General features: G+C 39.0%; 19 protein-coding genes. All 19 read left to right on the forward strand.

The window, feature by feature from the left end:
* The first annotated feature begins 46 nt into the window (after nucleotides 1-46).
* The 19 genes from rpsO (at nucleotide 47) to H5122_RS00475 (ending at nucleotide 18,304) form a co-directional block, all read left to right on the forward strand.
* Nucleotides 47-316, forward strand: coding sequence for a 30S ribosomal protein S15 (gene rpsO / locus H5122_RS00385; RefSeq protein WP_002958490.1), 270 nt, complete (start codon nucleotides 47-49; stop codon nucleotides 314-316).
* 527 nt (nucleotides 317-843) lie between these two features.
* Nucleotides 844-2,970: a polyribonucleotide nucleotidyltransferase gene (pnp, locus tag H5122_RS00390; protein WP_002958491.1), complete on the forward strand. Its 2,127-nt coding sequence runs from the start codon at nucleotides 844-846 to the stop codon at nucleotides 2,968-2,970.
* Between the two features lie 141 nt (nucleotides 2,971-3,111).
* Nucleotides 3,112-3,990, forward strand: a complete 879-nt coding sequence (gene nlpI, locus H5122_RS00395) for a lipoprotein NlpI (RefSeq protein ID WP_002958493.1) — start codon at nucleotides 3,112-3,114, stop codon at nucleotides 3,988-3,990.
* On the forward strand, nucleotides 3,977-5,152 hold the full coding sequence (locus H5122_RS00400) for a hypothetical protein (protein ID WP_182682142.1): 1,176 nt from the start codon (nucleotides 3,977-3,979) through the stop codon (nucleotides 5,150-5,152). The genes nlpI and H5122_RS00400 overlap by 14 nt, the downstream gene beginning before the upstream one ends.
* A 215-nt stretch (nucleotides 5,153-5,367) precedes the next feature.
* Nucleotides 5,368-8,160, forward strand: a complete 2,793-nt coding sequence (locus H5122_RS00405; RefSeq protein ID WP_024603510.1) for a monovalent cation/H+ antiporter subunit A — start codon at nucleotides 5,368-5,370, stop codon at nucleotides 8,158-8,160.
* Nucleotides 8,160-8,513, forward strand: coding sequence for a Na+/H+ antiporter subunit C (locus H5122_RS00410; RefSeq protein WP_010554685.1), 354 nt, complete (start codon nucleotides 8,160-8,162; stop codon nucleotides 8,511-8,513). Before H5122_RS00405 ends, H5122_RS00410 begins: the two co-directional genes overlap by 1 nt.
* Nucleotides 8,510-10,027: a monovalent cation/H+ antiporter subunit D gene (locus tag H5122_RS00415; RefSeq protein ID WP_182682050.1), complete on the forward strand. Its 1,518-nt coding sequence runs from the start codon at nucleotides 8,510-8,512 to the stop codon at nucleotides 10,025-10,027. The genes H5122_RS00410 and H5122_RS00415 overlap by 4 nt, the downstream gene beginning before the upstream one ends.
* Complete coding sequence (locus H5122_RS00420) at nucleotides 10,027-10,563, forward strand: Na+/H+ antiporter subunit E (RefSeq protein WP_182682052.1); 537 nt, start codon at nucleotides 10,027-10,029, stop codon at nucleotides 10,561-10,563. Before H5122_RS00415 ends, H5122_RS00420 begins: the two co-directional genes overlap by 1 nt.
* Nucleotides 10,557-10,826, forward strand: a complete 270-nt coding sequence (locus H5122_RS00425) for a K+/H+ antiporter subunit F (RefSeq protein ID WP_007378493.1) — start codon at nucleotides 10,557-10,559, stop codon at nucleotides 10,824-10,826. Before H5122_RS00420 ends, H5122_RS00425 begins: the two co-directional genes overlap by 7 nt.
* A 9-nt stretch (nucleotides 10,827-10,835) precedes the next feature.
* The gene (locus H5122_RS00430; protein WP_002958501.1) at nucleotides 10,836-11,168 is read left to right on the forward strand and encodes a Na+/H+ antiporter subunit G; all 333 of its coding nucleotides are present in this window, start codon (nucleotides 10,836-10,838) and stop codon (nucleotides 11,166-11,168) included.
* Between the two features lie 130 nt (nucleotides 11,169-11,298).
* A complete protein-coding gene (locus H5122_RS00435; protein WP_182682054.1) occupies nucleotides 11,299-11,796 on the forward strand; it encodes a DUF2059 domain-containing protein in 498 nt (165 codons plus the stop codon).
* A 508-nt stretch (nucleotides 11,797-12,304) separates the two neighbouring features.
* Entirely contained in the window at nucleotides 12,305-12,748 is a 444-nt protein-coding gene (locus H5122_RS00440) for a MerR family transcriptional regulator (protein WP_010554688.1), read from the forward strand.
* Complete coding sequence (locus H5122_RS00445; RefSeq protein ID WP_182682055.1) at nucleotides 12,738-14,984, forward strand: heavy metal translocating P-type ATPase; 2,247 nt, start codon at nucleotides 12,738-12,740, stop codon at nucleotides 14,982-14,984. Before H5122_RS00440 ends, H5122_RS00445 begins: the two co-directional genes overlap by 11 nt.
* 20 nt (nucleotides 14,985-15,004) lie before the next feature.
* Nucleotides 15,005-15,358, forward strand: a complete 354-nt coding sequence (locus tag H5122_RS00450; RefSeq protein ID WP_182682056.1) for a cupredoxin domain-containing protein — start codon at nucleotides 15,005-15,007, stop codon at nucleotides 15,356-15,358.
* 80 nt (nucleotides 15,359-15,438) lie between these two features.
* Nucleotides 15,439-15,654: a TIGR02450 family Trp-rich protein gene (locus tag H5122_RS00455; RefSeq protein WP_002958506.1), complete on the forward strand. Its 216-nt coding sequence runs from the start codon at nucleotides 15,439-15,441 to the stop codon at nucleotides 15,652-15,654.
* Between the two features lie 597 nt (nucleotides 15,655-16,251).
* A complete protein-coding gene (locus H5122_RS00460; RefSeq protein ID WP_007585535.1) occupies nucleotides 16,252-16,464 on the forward strand; it encodes a calmodulin in 213 nt (70 codons plus the stop codon).
* A 169-nt stretch (nucleotides 16,465-16,633) separates the two neighbouring features.
* The gene (locus tag H5122_RS00465; RefSeq protein ID WP_182682058.1) at nucleotides 16,634-16,840 is read left to right on the forward strand and encodes a calmodulin; all 207 of its coding nucleotides are present in this window, start codon (nucleotides 16,634-16,636) and stop codon (nucleotides 16,838-16,840) included.
* 80 nt (nucleotides 16,841-16,920) lie between these two features.
* Entirely contained in the window at nucleotides 16,921-17,136 is a 216-nt protein-coding gene (locus tag H5122_RS00470; protein WP_024597051.1) for an EF-hand domain-containing protein, read from the forward strand.
* Between the two features lie 220 nt (nucleotides 17,137-17,356).
* Nucleotides 17,357-18,304 (forward strand): PDC sensor domain-containing protein, encoded by a 948-nt coding sequence (locus H5122_RS00475; protein WP_182682060.1) that lies wholly within the window; start codon nucleotides 17,357-17,359, stop codon nucleotides 18,302-18,304.
* The last annotated feature ends 26 nt before the right edge of the window (nucleotides 18,305-18,330 follow it).

An 18,330-nucleotide genomic window follows, 5' to 3' on the forward strand; every position in this document is an offset into this window, starting at 1 on the left:
TAGTGATCGGCTAAGACACCTTTTAAATTTAATTTTTGGAGTTACTATGTCACTAAGCAATCAAGAAAAAATCGATATCATTGCTAAATTTGCACGTGCAGAAGGCGATACAGGTTCATCAGAAGTACAAGTAGCATTACTTACTTATGATATCAACAAGCTTCAAGGTCACTTTGCTGATCACAAGCATGACTTCCACTCACGTCGTGGTCTGCTTCGTAAAGTAAGCACTCGCCGTAAACTACTTGATTACCTTAAAGGTAAAGATATCACTAGTTATACTGCACTAATCAAAGAACTTGGCCTACGTCGTTAAGAACTAGATTATAGAAATGGGAGCTTTTTAGCTCCTTTTTTTGTGCCTAAAATTTGTGTTTGAAAATAAGACAAATTTATAAACTTATTGAATTATATTGTAAAACTCCTATTTCATAGCTTATCAAGCAACGTTGTATTTACCCGCTCATTAGCCCAGCTTAAATCTAGTAGCTAGTGTGTGTTGACCTTTCGTGATTAATTTTGCAGCTGTATGTTTGGTCTTTAGGCAAGGCAGCGCCTATGTAGTGTGGTTATTCCCCATAAATAGGCGATAACGCAGCATAAATGCCAAACATGCGCTGCCCTAGGATGAACAAATTTCAATCCACAAAGAACAACACACCCTAGACTCGCATTTTGAAGTAGCTTTGGTATATACTATGCGCGTAGGTAAAAAGGTTTATCTGCAATTATTCACATCATTGCCAATTGTAGTACTTAATTGATTTCCAACTGAATACAATTATGTACTGTAATTGGTACTTTGATGACAACTTATTAGAATACATTTAAGGAATATTTTAAGTGCAAGCAATTATTAAAGAATTCAAACTAGGTCAACATACAGTGACTCTAGAAACTGGTGCAATCGCTCGTCAAGCAGACGGCGCTGTACTTGCAAGCATTGGCGACACTTCAGTTTTAGTAACTGTTGTTGGTAAGCGTGAAGCACAACCTGGTCAAGACTTTTTCCCACTAACAGTTAACTACCAAGAGCGTATGTACGCTGCTGGTCGTATCCCTGGTGGTTTCTTAAAGCGTGAAGGCCGTCCTAACGATGGCGAAACTCTTATTGCACGTCTTATTGACCGTCCAATTCGTCCACTTTTCCCAAGCGGCTTTGTAAACGAAGTACAAGTTATTGCTACTGTTGTTTCTGTTAACCCTGAAATCCAACCTGATATGGTTGCGATGATTGGTACTTCAGCAGCACTTGCTATCTCTGGTATTCCATTCAGTGGTCCAATTGGTGCATCTCGTGTTGGTTACATCAACGGCGAATACGTACTTAACCCTACATTAAAAGAGCTTGAAGAAAGCCAACTTGATTTAGTGGTAGCCGGTACTGATAAAGCGGTACTTATGGTTGAATCAGAAGCTAACGTACTTGCAGAAGACGTAATGCTTGGCGCTGTTGTATATGGTCATGAGCAATCTCAAGCGATCATTACTGCAATCGAAGAATTTAAAGCGCAAGCAGGCAAGCCTACTTGGGATTGGACTGCACCTGAGAAAAATGTTGCACTAGAAGATAAAGTAGCAACTATTGCTGCTGAAAAAGTAGGCGCAGCTTACTTAATCACTGATAAAGTAGCGCGTAAAGAAGCTCTTGGTGAAGCTAAAGATGAAGTTGTTGCAGTATTAACAGCTGAACTTGCTGAAGGCGAGTCTTTAGACAAGCAAGAAATTGGCAAAATCTTCGGTTCACTTGAGAAGAAAATCGTTCGTGGCCGTATCGCTGCTGGCGAAAAACGTATCGATGGTCGTGAACCAGATATGATTCGTGCACTAGACGTAATGACTGGCGTATTACCGCGTACTCACGGTTCTGCTATCTTTACACGTGGTGAAACTCAAGCGTTAGTAACAGCGACACTTGGTACAGAACGTGATTCACAGTTAATCGACGATTTAACTGGTACTCATAAAAACCACTTTATGCTTAACTACAACTTCCCTCCATTCTGTGTAGGTGAAACTGGTTTTGTTGGTTCTCCTAAGCGTCGTGAAATCGGCCATGGTAACCTTGCTAAGCGTGGTATTTCAGCTGTAATGCCTACACTTACTGAGTTCCCTTACTCAATCCGTGTAGTATCTGAAATTACTGAATCAAACGGTTCTTCTTCAATGGCGTCTGTTTGTGGTACTTCTCTAGCACTTATGAACGCGGGTGTACCAATTAAAGCATCTGTTGCCGGTATTGCGATGGGTCTAGTTAAAGAAGACGATAAATTCGTTGTTCTTTCTGACATTTTAGGTGATGAAGATCACTTAGGTGACATGGACTTTAAAGTTGCCGGTACTGCTGCGGGTATTACTGCACTTCAAATGGATATCAAAATCGAAGGTATCACTCAAGAAATCATGCAAATTGCGCTTAAACAAGCAAAAGCTGCACGTTTACATATCTTAGAAGTGATGGATGAAGCGATTTCTGCTCCTTCTGAAGAGCTATCGATGTTTGCTCCTCGCATATACACAATGAAAATCCCACAGAAGAAAATCGCTGAAGTTATTGGTAAAGGTGGCGCAACTATTCGTCAGCTTACTGAAGAAACTGGTACAACGATTGAAATCGGTGACGACGGTACAATTAAAATTGCCGCTACAGATGGCGAAAGTGCAGCTAATGCAATTAGCCGTATTGAGCAATTAACAGCTGAACTTGAAGTAGGTACTATCTACGAAGGTAAAGTTGTACGTATCGTAGACTTCGGTGCGTTTGTAAACATTCTTCCTGGCAAAGATGGTCTAGTACATATTTCTCAAATTAGTACTGAGCGCGTTAATAACGTGGCTGATCACCTTTCTGAAGGTCAAGAAGTTAAAGTTAAAGTACTAGAAGTAGATCGCCAAGGCCGTGTACGTCTAAGTATTAAAGAAGCAATGGAATCAGCAGCACCTGCAGCTGACGCGCCAACTGACGCGTAATTGCTAACTTATTAATCTAGTTATATTAGCTAGATAGTAAAAAAGGGGCTGTTTAGCCCCTTTTTTTATGCTTTAATGAAACCTTATTGGACAAGGTCTGTCTTATATTAATCGCGATATATCTTGGTATTAAGGATTTTAATGATACTCAAACATTTAGCTTTGGCATCTTTTGCTATTTTGTCTTTAAGCGCTTGCCAAACTACAACAGAATCAGAACCAACCCCGATTGTTAATGTGCCATTTACTGCACCTTTAGCTTCTGACTTTAGAAGTGAAATTGCTATTGCACGCTACTCAGAGCTATTAAATAGAGCCGACTTAAGCGAAGAACAACAAGCTAAGCTTTATTACGACCGTGGTGTACTTTTTGATAGTCTAGGTATGACAACTCTTTCGCGTATTGATTTTAATCGCGCAGTAAAGCTTAAGCCTGATTTAGCTGAAGTGTATAATTTTTTAGGTATTCAACATACGCTTATGCAGCAGTATGAAAAAGCCTATGAGTTTTTCGATTCTGCCCTAGAGCTTGATGAAGAGCATGAATACGCCTATTTAAATCGTGGTATCGCACTGTATTACGGCGACAGAGCAGGCCTTGCTAAAAATGATTTTAATGAATTTTTAGCTCGCTCTCCAAAAGATCCGTACCGAGTTTTATGGGTTTATTTAGCACAAGCACAAGAGGATAAAGCCGTTGCGCTTGATGCACTTAAACAAAATGCCACTGCGCTTGATGAGTCACAATGGGCGTACCAGTTAATTTCTCTTTATACGGGGGATATGAGTGAACATGCATTTTTATCTGGCATTAGTGATGGTGTTAGAACTGAGCAAGAATATGCGCAGCGTTTATGCGAAGCTTATTTTTATTTAGCTAAAATGCATCAAGCAGCAGGTGAGCTGTATTTAGCATCAGACTACTTTAGGCTTGCGCTAGCAACTAATGTACACGAGTTTATTGAGTACAAATATGCGCGTTTAGAGCTTGAGTTGATGCAAGGTGTTGACGCAAGTTAAGCGTTTTAAATTAATAGGTGTATTACTATGTTGTTTGTTAATTACAGGCTCGAGTAATCACCTAGGCGCTATTGGCTTTTGGCATGTTTTAAACGTAAAAGCTAATGTGCTACAAAGTTATTGGAAATCACCTGGTTATTTTTCTGCTCATTTAGAACAGTTACCAAATACCTCTTTAGCTATACTCGCCCGCAGTGAAATTTCTTCAGCCCAATATTTGTATTCTCTTAAGCTTATTAAAAACGGTCAGAGCGATACTGCAAAACAATTTTGGCTCAGAGCATTAAATGATTTAACAATCCCAGAGCGTAAAATATTATCAGCAAAGTTACTTGAGCACTCACGTTGGAGCGATTTAAAGTTACTCGCTAGTAAAAACAAATTACCAGCAGGGGATGTGCTAAATCATCTAAAGCTTCAGTTAAAAACACCACAGAGTAAAGTATCTAGTGAGTTTATCCACGCTCTTGGTTTTTCATCTTTAATAAATATAAGCAAACCTAATAAGCAATGTATGTTTAACGTGCTGACTATGAGCGATCATCGCAGTGGCTTATATAAACTCACCGAGTTTATTAATGCTTATAACAAACAGCCAGAGCCCCGTGAAAATATTTTTTGCTTTTCAAAACCTGTTTACGTTGCAGGTATGCTTGAGTGTAAAAGTAGCACTAATCAAATAGCAAAGTGTGACTGGCAATCAGCTAAACTCAATAACCAGCTTCCTAACAATTTTGATTTTATAGTAATGATGCCAAAAGATGGAACGGCTAATGTTACTAAAGGAACAATGCTAATAAACTCAAAAGCAAAATACAGTGTGTTTTTGCATGAGTTGATGCATTTTAACGGTTTTGAAGATGAATATGCTTTGCCTAAAACTAAACAAGCATGGTTGTGTGCAAAAACAGGTTTTGTGGCACCTAATTTATTTATTTCTCATGATGAGTCGCCCCCAATAGGCTGGCATAAAGCAAAGAGTTGCCAGATAGGTGGTGTTGCATATAAACCTAGTGAAAATTGGTCTATTATGCAATATCAGCAGTTAGGGCTCTCGGCGCAGTATAGAGAGATTTGGTTGAAGCATTTAGATATGACCAATGGTAATTCTTATCGCCACTCCAGCGCGCTTACATTTGCAAATAAGGCCATATTAAATTAACAATTATCAGTATTAATTAATTGTTTTTGTAGGCTTAATAAATTGTTAGTTCATGTTTAAAAAACACCCATACAGAACCGCTTTTTATAGACAAAATCAGTGTTTTTCAGTATAACTATAGTCATTAATGTCGTTTAAAAACAGGCAGTAAAAGCATCCCTTAGTATTAAAAAGAGATGCCCTGATAAACTTATGATTATAAAAGGCCCTACATTATGACTTTGCTCTGGATACCCTTGTTATCCTTAATTGGCAGTGTTATTTCTGCATGCACAGGTAAGTTATCCCGCAATTTAAGCACTAGTTTAACGGCTCTTGCGCCTTTAACGGCTTTGGGAATAACTTTATACCATGCACCTGCAGTTTTAGCGGGCGAAACCATTCGTTACTCTTTCGCTTGGATCCCGTCAATAGGGCTCGACCTATCTCTGCGGTTAGACGGCCTCAGTTTATTGTTTATGTTTATGATTTTAGGCATAGGCTTGCTCGTTATCCTCTACACGCGTTACTACCTCAGTGCCAACGACTCAATGGCTAAGTTATATAGTTATTTAATGCTGTTTATGACCGCAATGCTTGGCATTGTTATGTCTAACAATGTTATTCAGCTGTGGTTGTTTTGGGAATTAACGAGCATCAGCTCATTTTTATTAATTAGTTTTTGGTGGCATAAGTCTGAAGCGCGAAAGGGTGCTCGTATGGCTCTTGCTGTAACAGGCGCGGGCGGCTTAGCGTTACTTGCAGGCTTAATGCTATTAGGTGATATTGTTGGTAGTTATGACCTAGATGTTATCCTAGCGAGTAAAGCGATAATTCAATCTCACGATTTATACGAAGTAGCATTAGTATTGGTGCTATTGGGTGCGTTTACTAAATCGGCACAATTTCCATTTCATTTTTGGCTTCCTCATGCAATGGCAGCGCCTACGCCAGTGAGCGCGTATTTACATTCTGCAACCATGGTAAAAGCCGGTATATTTTTATTAGCACGTTTTCATCCTGCCTTAGCTGGCACCGATACGTGGTTCTTACTTGTTGGGTTAACAGGTTTAGCTACGCTGTTGTTTGGTGCTTATATAGCATTATTCAAACACGATTTAAAAGGATTGTTAGCTTACTCAACAATAAGCCATTTGGGTTTAATAACGCTATTACTCGGGCTTGATACTGAGCTTGCGACTGTTGCTGCTATATTTCATATAATTAACCATGCAACGTTTAAAGCGTCGTTATTTATGGCCGTTGGTATTATCGATCATGAAACAGGCACGCGCGATATGCGTAAATTAAATGGTATGTGGCGATACTTACCATACACTGCAACGCTTGCAATGGTCGCGGCGGCTGCTATGGCAGGGGTTCCATTACTTAATGGGTTTTTATCTAAAGAAATGTTTTTTGCAGAAACGCTGCATCAGCAAGTGCTTGGTTCTATGTCGTGGTTAATTCCAGTACTGGCAACGGTTGCAGGCGCATTAGCTGTTGCGTACTCCGCACGCTTTATTCATGACGTGTTCTTTAATGGTGAGCCAATCGATTTACCTCGCACGCCGCACGAACCGCCACGTTATATGCGGGTACCAATAGAAATATTAGTTGTGATTTGTTTGCTAGTGGGTATGTTCCCACACTTTACAATTGATGGCATTTTATCTGCGGCCTCTTTAGCTGTACTTGGAAAAGAAATGCCAGTTTACGAATTGGCTATTTGGCACGGGTTTAACTTGCCTCTATTAATGAGTGCAATGGCGATTGCTGGCGGTTTATTTATTTATATTAATCGTAAATATCTATTTCAGTTTCAAGCGTCATTACCACCTTTAAATGCTAAAAAAACCTTTGAACGTGTAATTTTAAGTGTTGTTGCTTGGTGTCAGTCAAAGGTAAGCAGTATCGAAAATGGATCGCTGCAGCGCTACCTAGTAATTATGTTAGCGGTAGTCTTACTGTGTGCCGGTTGGCCATTATTTGAAATGCAACAACTTGCTGGCAGCATGCCACTTACCCCTGTTGATGTGCACAATGCAATTGGTGCGGGCTTATTGATTATTGGTGCTCTTGCTACCGTTATTTGGCATCGCTCTCGAATGGTATCGTTGTTAATGCTCTCAATCGTAGGGTTAATGGTATCGGTTGTATTCACACGCTTTTCTGCTCCTGATTTAGCACTTACACAGTTAACTGTTGAGGTTGTTACTATTATTTTACTTATGCTTGCATTGTTTTTCTTGCCCCAGCATACGCCAAAAGAATCAAGTTCATTACGCGTACTTCGAGATTTAGGAATTGCCTCTACGTTAGGTGTAGTTATAGCGAGTATCTGTTATGCATTACTTACACGTCCATTAGATTCAATCTCAGACTTCTTTATTGCTAACGCTAAAATTGGTGGCGGTGGTACTAATGTAGTTAACGTTATTTTAGTCGACTTTAGGGGCTTTGATACGCTTGGTGAAATTACCGTATTAGGCATTGCCGCATTAGGTATATTTAAAGTACTTTCTCGAATCCCATTATTTATGCCAGCAAGTGACAGCGAAGGGCGCCCATGGGCACGAGAGCGCCATCCAATCTTACTGGCGAGTATTTCACAAAGTTTATTACCGCTTGCGTTATTGGTTTCTGCATATATTTTCTTACGCGGACATAACTTACCTGGCGGTGGCTTTATTGCTGGACTGGTAACGTCAATCGCGTTTATTTTGCAATACATGGCGCATGGTACAGCATGGATAAACGGACGTTTTGATGTTAATTATCGTAAAATCATAGCTTCAGGCATTGGTATTTCACTGTTCACTGGTGTGGGTAGCTGGTTCTTTGATAAGCCATTTTTAACAACTTGGTTTGACTACTTTGATATTCCGTTTGTCGGTAAAACAGAGCTTGCCAGCGCGATTGCATTTGACCTAGGTGTTTACTTAACGGTTGTAGGCGCTACGCTAATGATTTTGGCAAGCTTAGGTAATATGACGGCAGATACCCAGAAAAAAGAGGTAAATATTTAATGGAATTATTGTACGCATCTTGCGTTGGAGTATTGGTCAGTTGCGGTGTGTTTTTACTGCTAAGAGCTCGTACGTTCCCTGTAGTACTTGGGCTTACTATGATTTCATATGCTGTTAACTTATTTTTGTTTTCAGCAGGTCGTCTTACTATTAATAAAGCTGTAGTGCTTGGTACTGGTACAGAATACGCCGATCCGTTACCTCAAGCTTTAGTGCTTACAGCTATTGTTATTGGTTTTGCGATGACCGCATTCGTGGTTATTTTGGCAATACGTGGACGCGCCGATTTAGGTAGCGACCATGTTGATGGTTATGTGCCTAACACCTCTGCAGATAATAAGGAGCAAAAATGATCCAACATTTAGCTTCGCTCCCTATTTTATTACCTATGCTGACGGCCGTTATTTTATTGCTGCCACCATGTGGTAAAAGCGTTAAAATTCGCCGCTTAGTTTCAATTGTAATGGCAATAGCTACTTTTGCCATTAGTGTGCTTTTACTTGTACATGTTAATAATACGGGTATTAACGTTTACGCTATTGGTAATTGGTCTGCACCATTTGGAATAGTCTTAGTAGCCGATATGTTATCTACCTTATTGGTTACGTTAACTTCATTTTTAGGTTTGGGCGCTATTTTATATGGTAGTGCTGGCGATGATGAAAAAGGTAGCTTTTATCACCCACTTGTTCACTTTTTGATATTAGGTGTAAATGGCGCGTTTTTAACTGGCGATTTATTTAACCTATTTGTATTTTTTGAAGTGCTACTGATTGCATCATATGCACTGTTAATGCACGCAGGTGATAAACAAAATACTCGTGCGGCATTGCAATATGTAATATTGAATTTAGTTGGCTCAAGCGTATTTTTAATCGGTTTGGGTATTTTGTACGGTGTGCTTGGTACGCTTAATATTGCAGATATGACGCAAAAGGTATCACTACTTACAGGTGATGATGTATATCTAGCAAAAGCAGGTGGCTTACTACTATTAATAGTATTTGCTTTAAAAGGCGCACTATTACCTCTGCATTTATGGCTTCCAAATACTTACGCAAGTGCTAAACCTGTGGTTGCTGCATTGTTTGCGATTATGACCAAAGTAGGTGTTTACGCTATGCTTCGTGTTTATACGGTGATATTTGGTGAACAAGCCGGAGCGCTTGAACACATGGCGCAGCCTTGGCTTTGGGGCTTAGCAATTGCGACCATTATAGTAGGTGCAATTGGTGTGATGGCAGCACAAGACTTACGTAAACTCACCTCTAACTTAATATTAGTATCGGTAGGTACGCTGGTTGCGCTAATAGCATTGCAAAATGTAAATGCCACTGCTGCACTTTTATATTATTTAGTGCATTCAACACTTGTTAGTGCCGCACTATTTTTACTAGCAGACTTAGTTTCAATCCAGCGCGGTAAAGTTGGCGATAGACTAGTAGCAGGTCGCTCTGTTAAACAGCCATTTTTATTAGGTGTGTGCTTTATTATTGCGTCTTTAACGGTAGTTGGTATGCCACCACTGTCAGGCTTTGTAGGTAAAATTTGGATACTTAAAGCGACATTAAACAGTGAGCAAGCTTTACTATTTTGGCCAGTATATTTAGTAACAAGTTTTGCGTTGTTAGTTGCGCTTTCGCGCGCTGGCACAACTTTGTTCTGGGAGCATAGAAGCAAAAATAGCGAAAATGCCGATTGTGCAAGTGCACACCCGTTGCAGGTAACTGTAATTATAGCTTTACTTGCATGTTCGCCATTGCTCGTTATTTTGGGCGGACCAATAAGTGAATATATGCTAAATGCTGCTACTCAGTTACATGATCTAAGCGGCGGTATTAATGCTGTACTTAAAGGAGGCATGTGATGAGATTACAAGCCCGTTTTCGTTGGTTACCAACGCCATTTCGTAGCTTATTTTTGTTTATGGTTTGGTTATTGTTAAACAATAGCGTATCGATAGGGCACTTAGTATTAGCGACTATTTTTGCGATACTTATCCCTATTTTAAGTTTTTCGTTTCGAGACCCTCAGCCACTGATTTTAAAGCCAGGCTTGGCGCTTAAACAGTTACTTATAGTGCTGTACGATATTGTTGTTGCAAATTTACAAGTGGCTTTACTTATACTTGGGCCATCAAAAAAATTGCGTCCGGCATTTATAAAAGTACCGATAGATTTAACTCATGATATGCCAATTACCATATTGGCCAGTTGTGTATCGCTTACACCTGGTACTGTGAGTGCAGAAGTTTATCCAATTGCTGAGTCGTTACCTGAAGGTGGAGAGCCAACGCAACGCTACTTATTAATACATGTGCTTGACCTTAAAGATGAAGAAGCACTTATCAAACAAATAAAACAACGCTACGAAGCTCCACTAAAGGAGATATTTCAATGTTAGACACCGTATTACTCATTGTTTTTTCGATGATTGGCTTATCATTATTGCTTAATTTATGGCGATTGATCATCGGTCCGTCAGTGCCTGACCGTGTTTTAGCGCTCGATACTATGTACATTAACGTCATCGCACTGATTATTTTATACAGCATTAGTATGGATACAGGGCTTTATTTTGAAGCTGCATTGCTTATTGCCATGCTCGGCTTTATAAGTACGGTTGCAGTGTGTAAGTATTTACTACGTGGCGATATAATTGAATAAGGTGAAAACATGATCAGCGAATGGGTTGTATCAATATTATTGTTATTTGGTGGTACGTTTATTTTAATTGGCTCAATAGGTTTAATTAAACTACCTGACTTTTTTATGCGTTTGCATGGACCAACTAAAGCAACCACGTTAGGCATGGCGAGTATGTTAATTGCGGCTATGGTTTATTTTGCAAGTTCAGAGCATGGCCTAAGTGTTAAAGAAATACTCATTACTATATTTTTACTAATTACAGCACCGATTAGTGGTTACATGCTGATAAAGTCAGCTATTCATCATAAGCTAAAAGCCAAAGAAGGCACTAAAGGCCTAGATAATGTAGAAGACGACTAACGCAAAAAGTAATTTATAAAAGGCCGAATAAATTCATTTTATTCGGCCTTTTTAATGATTGCTTGTACCCTTTACAATACAAACTATTCATGTGACTATAAATTAATTATTTATATGAAAGGATATTATTATGGGTAAGGTACTACTTTTATCATTACTGATTTTTTCTAGTAGTTTATATGCTGAACAAAATACTAAGCAGCAAAAAATAGATGAACTCATTAGTGTAATGAATTTAGATTCAATGGTTGATTCTATGTACGGCCAGGTTGAAGGTATGATGAAAGGCATGTCAGACCAAATGGGTGTTGAGCCTTCTGAGCAAGCTATTTTTGATAAGTACTACGGCGACATGACGACGGTATTAAAAACCGAAATGAGCTGGGCTAAAATGCAGCCAATGATGGTCAATGTATACGACAAGCATTTTAGTGAGCAAGAGATTGCCGATATGTTAGCGTTTTATAAAACAGATACAGGGCAAAAAATACTTGAAAAAATGCCTGTTGTAATGCAAGAGTCTATGCAAATGTCACAAAGCTTAATGAAAGATGCTATGCCTAAAATACAAACTTTAGCGCAGCAACTAAGCGACGAATTAGAGCAAAGCCGTAGCGAATCAAACTAGGGCAGCGCATATTTGGTATTTATGCTGCGTTATCGCCTGTTTATGGGGGGTAACCACACAACATAGGCTCTGCCTTGCCTAAAGACCAAACAGTCTGCTGTAAATTAAACCACCAATGATCAACACGCCCTTAGATTAATACGCGCCTTACTTAGGCGCTTCTCTCCTAAATTACCCCCCTCCAGATAATACACGGCCGATATCAGCTTAAGTTAATTATGTTTGTGTCACTATACCAATGAGCAACAATACTTAATCAATTTGAGGGATTAAATTCGGTGTTAACTGCGTTAAACATTTTGATATACGACTGCATGGATGCAGAGGCAATTAGTGATAACAACTAAATAACGAAACCTTTGCCTTGTTATCAACACTATTTTCTTGTCTTAAATAGGTTACTTAATTAAGCGAATTGGTATTATTTTATTAGTTTTAAAATAGTCATTGACCTATGTGTTGCACCTAGGTTTATTATGAAGCTACTGAAACACGACGGAGCTAAATTATGTATGTTAAACAACTCGCCAAGTTAATGGGCGTGACTGCCGATACTGTTCGTCATTACACACGTGTTGGGTTACTTAACCCAATACGCAGTGAAGAAAATGGCTATCAAGAGTATACAAAGCAAGACCAGCAGCGTTTAAAGTTTATTATTAGCTCTCGTCAACTTGGTTTTTCACTCAAAGATATTCAACACATTATAGGCGAGTCAGAGCAGGGGAATTGTCCTTGTCCGTTAACGCGTAAACTCATTACTAAACGCCTAGAAGAAACCGAAGCACTATTTCAAGAAACATTAAAATTACGAAACAGAATGCACGCAGCTCTGGCGCAATGGGATACATCAGCCGATGGTGCAAATGCCAGTGACGTATGTAGTTTAATAGAATCTTTTGTTGATCCAATAAACGATTCTGCAAATAAGGAGCAGCGTAATGACGACTAATACAAAAGACACCGCGCAAAACTTTATTATTGAAGGTGCTAATTGCGGCAGTTGTGTGGCTAAAATTGAAAAAGCCCTTAATAGCGTGCAAGGCGCGCAAAACGTAGAAATGAACTTTGCACAGCGTACTGTCCGTGTAGAAGGTAAAGCCCGCGAAAGCACGCTTATTAAAGCAGTCGAAAACATTGGTTATTCAGCTAAGCCAATGAGTAATGAGTCTGATCAAGATGCACTTGATGAAAAAGCAAAATCGGATGAGGCACATTACAAAAAGCTAATGCGTAATATGATATTAGCGTTAGGGGTCGGTGCACCGTTAATGATATACGGGCTTATTTTTGATATGAGTGTGACCACCGACACACAACGAATAGCCTGGTTTTTAGTGGGTATAGTCACGCTTGTGGTTATGGCTATATCAGGTAAGCAATTTTACAACGGTGCTTGGCAGGCATTTAAAAACCATGCTGCCAATATGGATACATTAATAGCGCTTGGTACAGGTACTGCGTGGTTGTATTCAATGTTCGTAGTAATAGCACCAAACTTATTACCACAAGTCGCAAGACACGTATATTTTGAAGCATCATCGATGATCATCGGTTTAATTAGTTTAGGGCTCGCTTTTGAAGTAAAAGCACGTGGGCGCACCTCACAAGCAATTAAACGCTTAATTGGCCTGCAACCAAAAACTGCACGCGTAATTCGCGATGACCAAGAGCAAGACATCGACATTAGTGATGTTGTAAAAAATGATGAAGTACGCGTACGCCCGGGTGAAAAAATCCCTGTGGATGGCGATGTTATTGAAGGCAGCAGTACGGTTGATGAGTCAATGCTTACTGGTGAGCCAATGGCTGTAAGCAAAAAAACGGGCGACAAAGTCGTTGCCGGAAGTATTAATAAAAGTGGCACTTTATTATTTAAAGCCACGCACATTGGTAGCGAAACCACACTTGCCAATATTATCAATATGGTAAAGCGTGCACAAAACTCAAAGCCATCAATAGGGCGCTTAGCTGATGTTATATCAGGAATATTTGTACCAACAGTCATGATTATTGCGGTGCTTGCAGGCCTTGCATGGTTAAACTTTGGACCTGAGCCATCAATTGCTTATGCCGTTGTTGCGGTTACCACTGTACTTATTATTGCTTGTCCTTGTGCGCTAGGACTCGCAACCCCTATGTCGGTTATGGTGGGTATTGGTAAAGCTGCAGAGTCAGGAATATTAATTCGAAATGGTGAGTCGCTGCAAACAACATCTAAAATCACCACCATGATTTTAGATAAAACAGGCACTATTACTCAAGGCACACCGCAAGTTACCGATGTAGTTACCTTTAATAACAGTGATGAAAACACAGTAATGCAACTTGTTGCAAGCCTTGAAAGTAGCTCAGAGCATCCACTGGCCCAAGCAATTACGGCTCACGCTAAAAAGCAGGGCTTAGCTTTAAGTAAAGTAGCCGACTTTAATGCAATTACAGGTAAAGGTGTAGCCGGCAGTGTTGACGGGCAAACATTATTGTTTGGCAATAAAGCGCTAATGGATAAATACAATGTAGCCGTTGATGATGCAACCGAGCAAGCTCAAACACTTGCCAGTGATGCTAAAACGCCCATGTATTTTGCAAGTAATAATAAGCTCCACGCTATTATTGCAGTAGCCGATCCAATTAAAGAGGATTCAGTTGAAGCTATTAAACGCCTGCAAGATAAAGGTATCCACCTAGTTATGCTAACAGGTGACAACAAAGCCACTGCACAAGCCGTTGCTAAACAAGTTGGTATTGATGACTTTATTGCAGAAGTAATGCCCGATGACAAAGTAAACGAAGTAACAAAACGCCAAGCAAATGGTGAAATAGTGGGTATGACAGGTGACGGTATTAACGATGCCCCCGCACTTGCACAAGCCGATGTAGGGTTTGCAATTGGTACAGGTACCGATGTTGCAATAGAAAGTGCAGACATTACCTTAATGCGTGGTTCGTTACATGGTCTTGCTGATGCAATTGCAGTGAGTAATGCAACTATTTCAAATATTAAACAAAACCTATTTGGTGCCTTTATTTATAACGTGGCGGGTATTCCGATTGCAGCCGGCGTGTTGTATCCATTTTTTGGCATCCTACTTAACCCTGTTGTTGCAGGTGCAGCTATGGCACTTTCATCGCTTACAGTGGTAAGTAACGCTAATCGCTTACGTTTTTTCAAACCAAATAAATCGTAATTTAAGCTAAGGAGTACATTATGTTGATGATTAATATAGGTGGTGCACTGTTAATAGGTGCAATTATTTATTGGTTTTGGCTATACAAACCAGAGCAAACACAAAGTGATGACAACAAAGAAACAATAGTCGTTGATAACTGTGTTTATAAGCCAGGACACATTAAAGTGGCAGCCAACAAAGAGGTTGTACTTACCTTTGATAGAAAAGACAGCGCGCCGTGCGCCGAAACAGTGGTATTTCCACAGCTTGATATAAGTAAAACGCTGGCAATGGGTGATGGCAACACAGTTAAACTACCTGCGCTTGAAGCCGGTGAGTATGACTTTCATTGCCAAATGCAAATGTACAAAGGCAAGCTAGTTGCAGAGTAATCTGAGCTAAGTAGGTGTTGGGGTCGTATAATTGCCTTATATAAGCTGTATAAATAGATGAGTAGGAGTCGTTATACTAAATGAATAAACTAAACCCTAAAAAATTATTGAATAGTAAATGGACCGCAACACCTGCTATAAATAAAGAAAAACACTTCATTATTGTTGAGGTGGAATTTGATGAAGACGGCAATGTAATTGAATGTATTACTGAGGCTGTTATGTCAAAAAATCAATATCCAATTAGTTGGCGAGATTTAAAAGATAACCAAAAGTGGCTGCAAGGGTGGAAGTAGTTTAAATCTATATAATTTACCTCACTCCAATAGCTGGCACACGATGTAGGTCTGTTTAACTCAAGCGAACCTATGCTTTACAACGCATTAAATTATGAGTTTAATGCTACAACTTAGCTTTAGCATTGAAACCTTCCTAGATAAATTCGCCATTTGGCAACAAAACAGTTAATTTCAAAATATCTTTCCAAAATTTTTATAATAAATTTCAAAAACAATATAACTTACTGATTATAAATAAATTAATTATTTAATAACCGCAAATAAATCCTATGTAATTTCCATGTTCATATTCAGTTTATTTTGAAGGCTAACCTAAACGCCCCCTTATTGGCTTTTTAGCAAAAGTGTGTCTTTTTAATTAAACTTAACCAATTGATTTATAATGGTTTATTATTTTTAGTTAAATAGCTGTTGCTAAATAGCAACAATAACACCTCCCCAAATTAAGCTTTTCTCGCTTTATATCATTTAACTCATTGTTTTTAAGTAATAAATAAAAAGTGGCACCGAAGTTGTAATACCTAGAGTGTATTAAGCAAAACGTGATGAAAGCCAAAGGCCTTAATCGCAACAACCCAATGAAGGAATACTATTATGAAAACATTTCAATCAACATTAGTACTAATGGCGCTAGCTTCTTCATCAGCGGCTTTTGCAGCAACAGATTTTGATACGTTAGACGTAGATGGTAATGGCGCAATCAGCCAAGCCGAAGCTTCAGTAGATGCTGAGCTTTTAAGCAAATTTGAAGAACTCGATACAAACCAAGATGGTGAGCTATCTGAAGATGAGTTTTCTAAGGCCTAAAATTAAAGCCTTAAGCAGTTAATGCTCTGTGATGTTATCTAAATTCTGAGTTGCCAAAGACAACCTAAGTAGGCAAGGGAGCCTACTAAAAAGAATAACCAGGAAGTGACTAGAGAGCACTATAGAGCAAATTTATTTAGGACACCGCATACTTTTGAAGGATTAAATTATGAAAAAGCTACAATCAACATTTGTACTTATGGCTATTGTTTCTTCGTCAGTAGTATTTGCAAACACAGACTTTGAAACACGCGATGCAGACGACAACGCTTCAATTAGTCGCTTTGAAGAATCGGCGCAAGTGATAGAGCAATTTGACGAGCTGAATGTTCAAAGTAGCGGTGGTCCGACAGAAAATGATTTTTTTGAATATTAATTTATAGACACTTTACTCCTAAAGGATCTTTGAAAAGGACTTCTTACCCCTAATCAGGCCCAAAGCCTAAGGAAACGATTATGAAAACATTACATAAAACTTTAGCTCTTGTAGCCCTAGCTTCTTCTTCAGCGGCGTTTGCTGCGGTAGATTTTGATTCTTTTGATACAGATGGCGACGGCGTAATTAGCAAAACAGAAGCCCAAGTAAACTCGCAACTAGTACAGCTTTTTGATCAATTAGATACAGATGGAAATGGCGAGTTATCTAAAGAAGAGTTTTCGAAGGTTCAGTAATAAGCTCTATGTAGAACCTTACCAGTCATACTCACAAAGCAGCTAAGTAATTAATACTTAGCTGCTTTTTTGTGCATTTAATTTAATATATTACTATTTAGTCACCAAAGTAGTGCAAAAGTTGAGTTTGAATAGTGTCAAGTTACTGATTATTAAATTATTTTATTGTTGGTTTTAAACTTGCAAATCTATTTATAACTTAGGTCAATGAGTATTTGAAATGGCGCGGATGAGTTATATCAGTAGTGTTGAGCGCTACCACGAATATGAGCATGTAATACACAGTTTACTTGAATCTATTTTAATGAGTATTGAGGACGGATTAACTAATGAGCGTGATACCCGCTATCTGATTAAGCAGTACCCATTTTTAGAGTTACAATATTGTTTAAATGCAGAAGGTTTGCAGCAGGGTAATAACGTCTGCTTTAAACGCGCATACAGCAAAAAATTAGGTGAAAGTGGTAATCAACAAGATTTAAGCGAGCGACCCTATTTTTTGAACGCTAAAGCAAGTGATAAAGTGTGCTTTACTGATCCCTATATTTCTATAGCGACTAACCATTTATGTATATCGGCGATTAAAGAGCTAAAAAAACCAATTAATAATCAACATTACTTGGTCGTTGATGTGAGCTTAACGCAGCTTATTGAGTTTGTAATGGGTGATACTGCGCGCGCTAATATGTCGCCTTACTTCAAGGCGGGTTACGGTATTATTGTGGCGTGCTTATTTTGCTTAGTATTATTTTTACTAAATATCGTTTTTAGTGATATATACGCGCTATTAACTCATGTAGATACCTCATCAGACCCACTTGAACCCTTTAGTATCATTATTTACATCACCTTGGCATTGGCAGTATTTGATTTAGGTAAAACAATACTCGAAGAAGAAATCCTGATGCATAAGGATATTTTTAGGCACTCGTCTACGCGGCGCACTATTACACGGTTTATCTCTACTGTGTTGATTGCTATATCAATTGAGGCGCTGTTAACTATGTTTAAAGCGGCTTTGGGGCAATCGGAGTATTTAATGCCTGCCATAGCGATGATGCTGGCAGTAGTAGGGCTTTTAATTGCACTGGCTATTTATGTTTATTTAGGGGCAAAGGCCGAAACGCTATTAATGCGCGCTCGTTTAAAACAAAAATCCTCCAAGTAGGAGGATTTTTATATTACATAACTCTA

The sequence above is a fragment of the Pseudoalteromonas sp. SG43-8 genome, assembly GCF_014164245.1.
GTDB classification, from domain to species: Bacteria; Pseudomonadota; Gammaproteobacteria; order Enterobacterales; family Alteromonadaceae; genus Pseudoalteromonas; species Pseudoalteromonas distincta.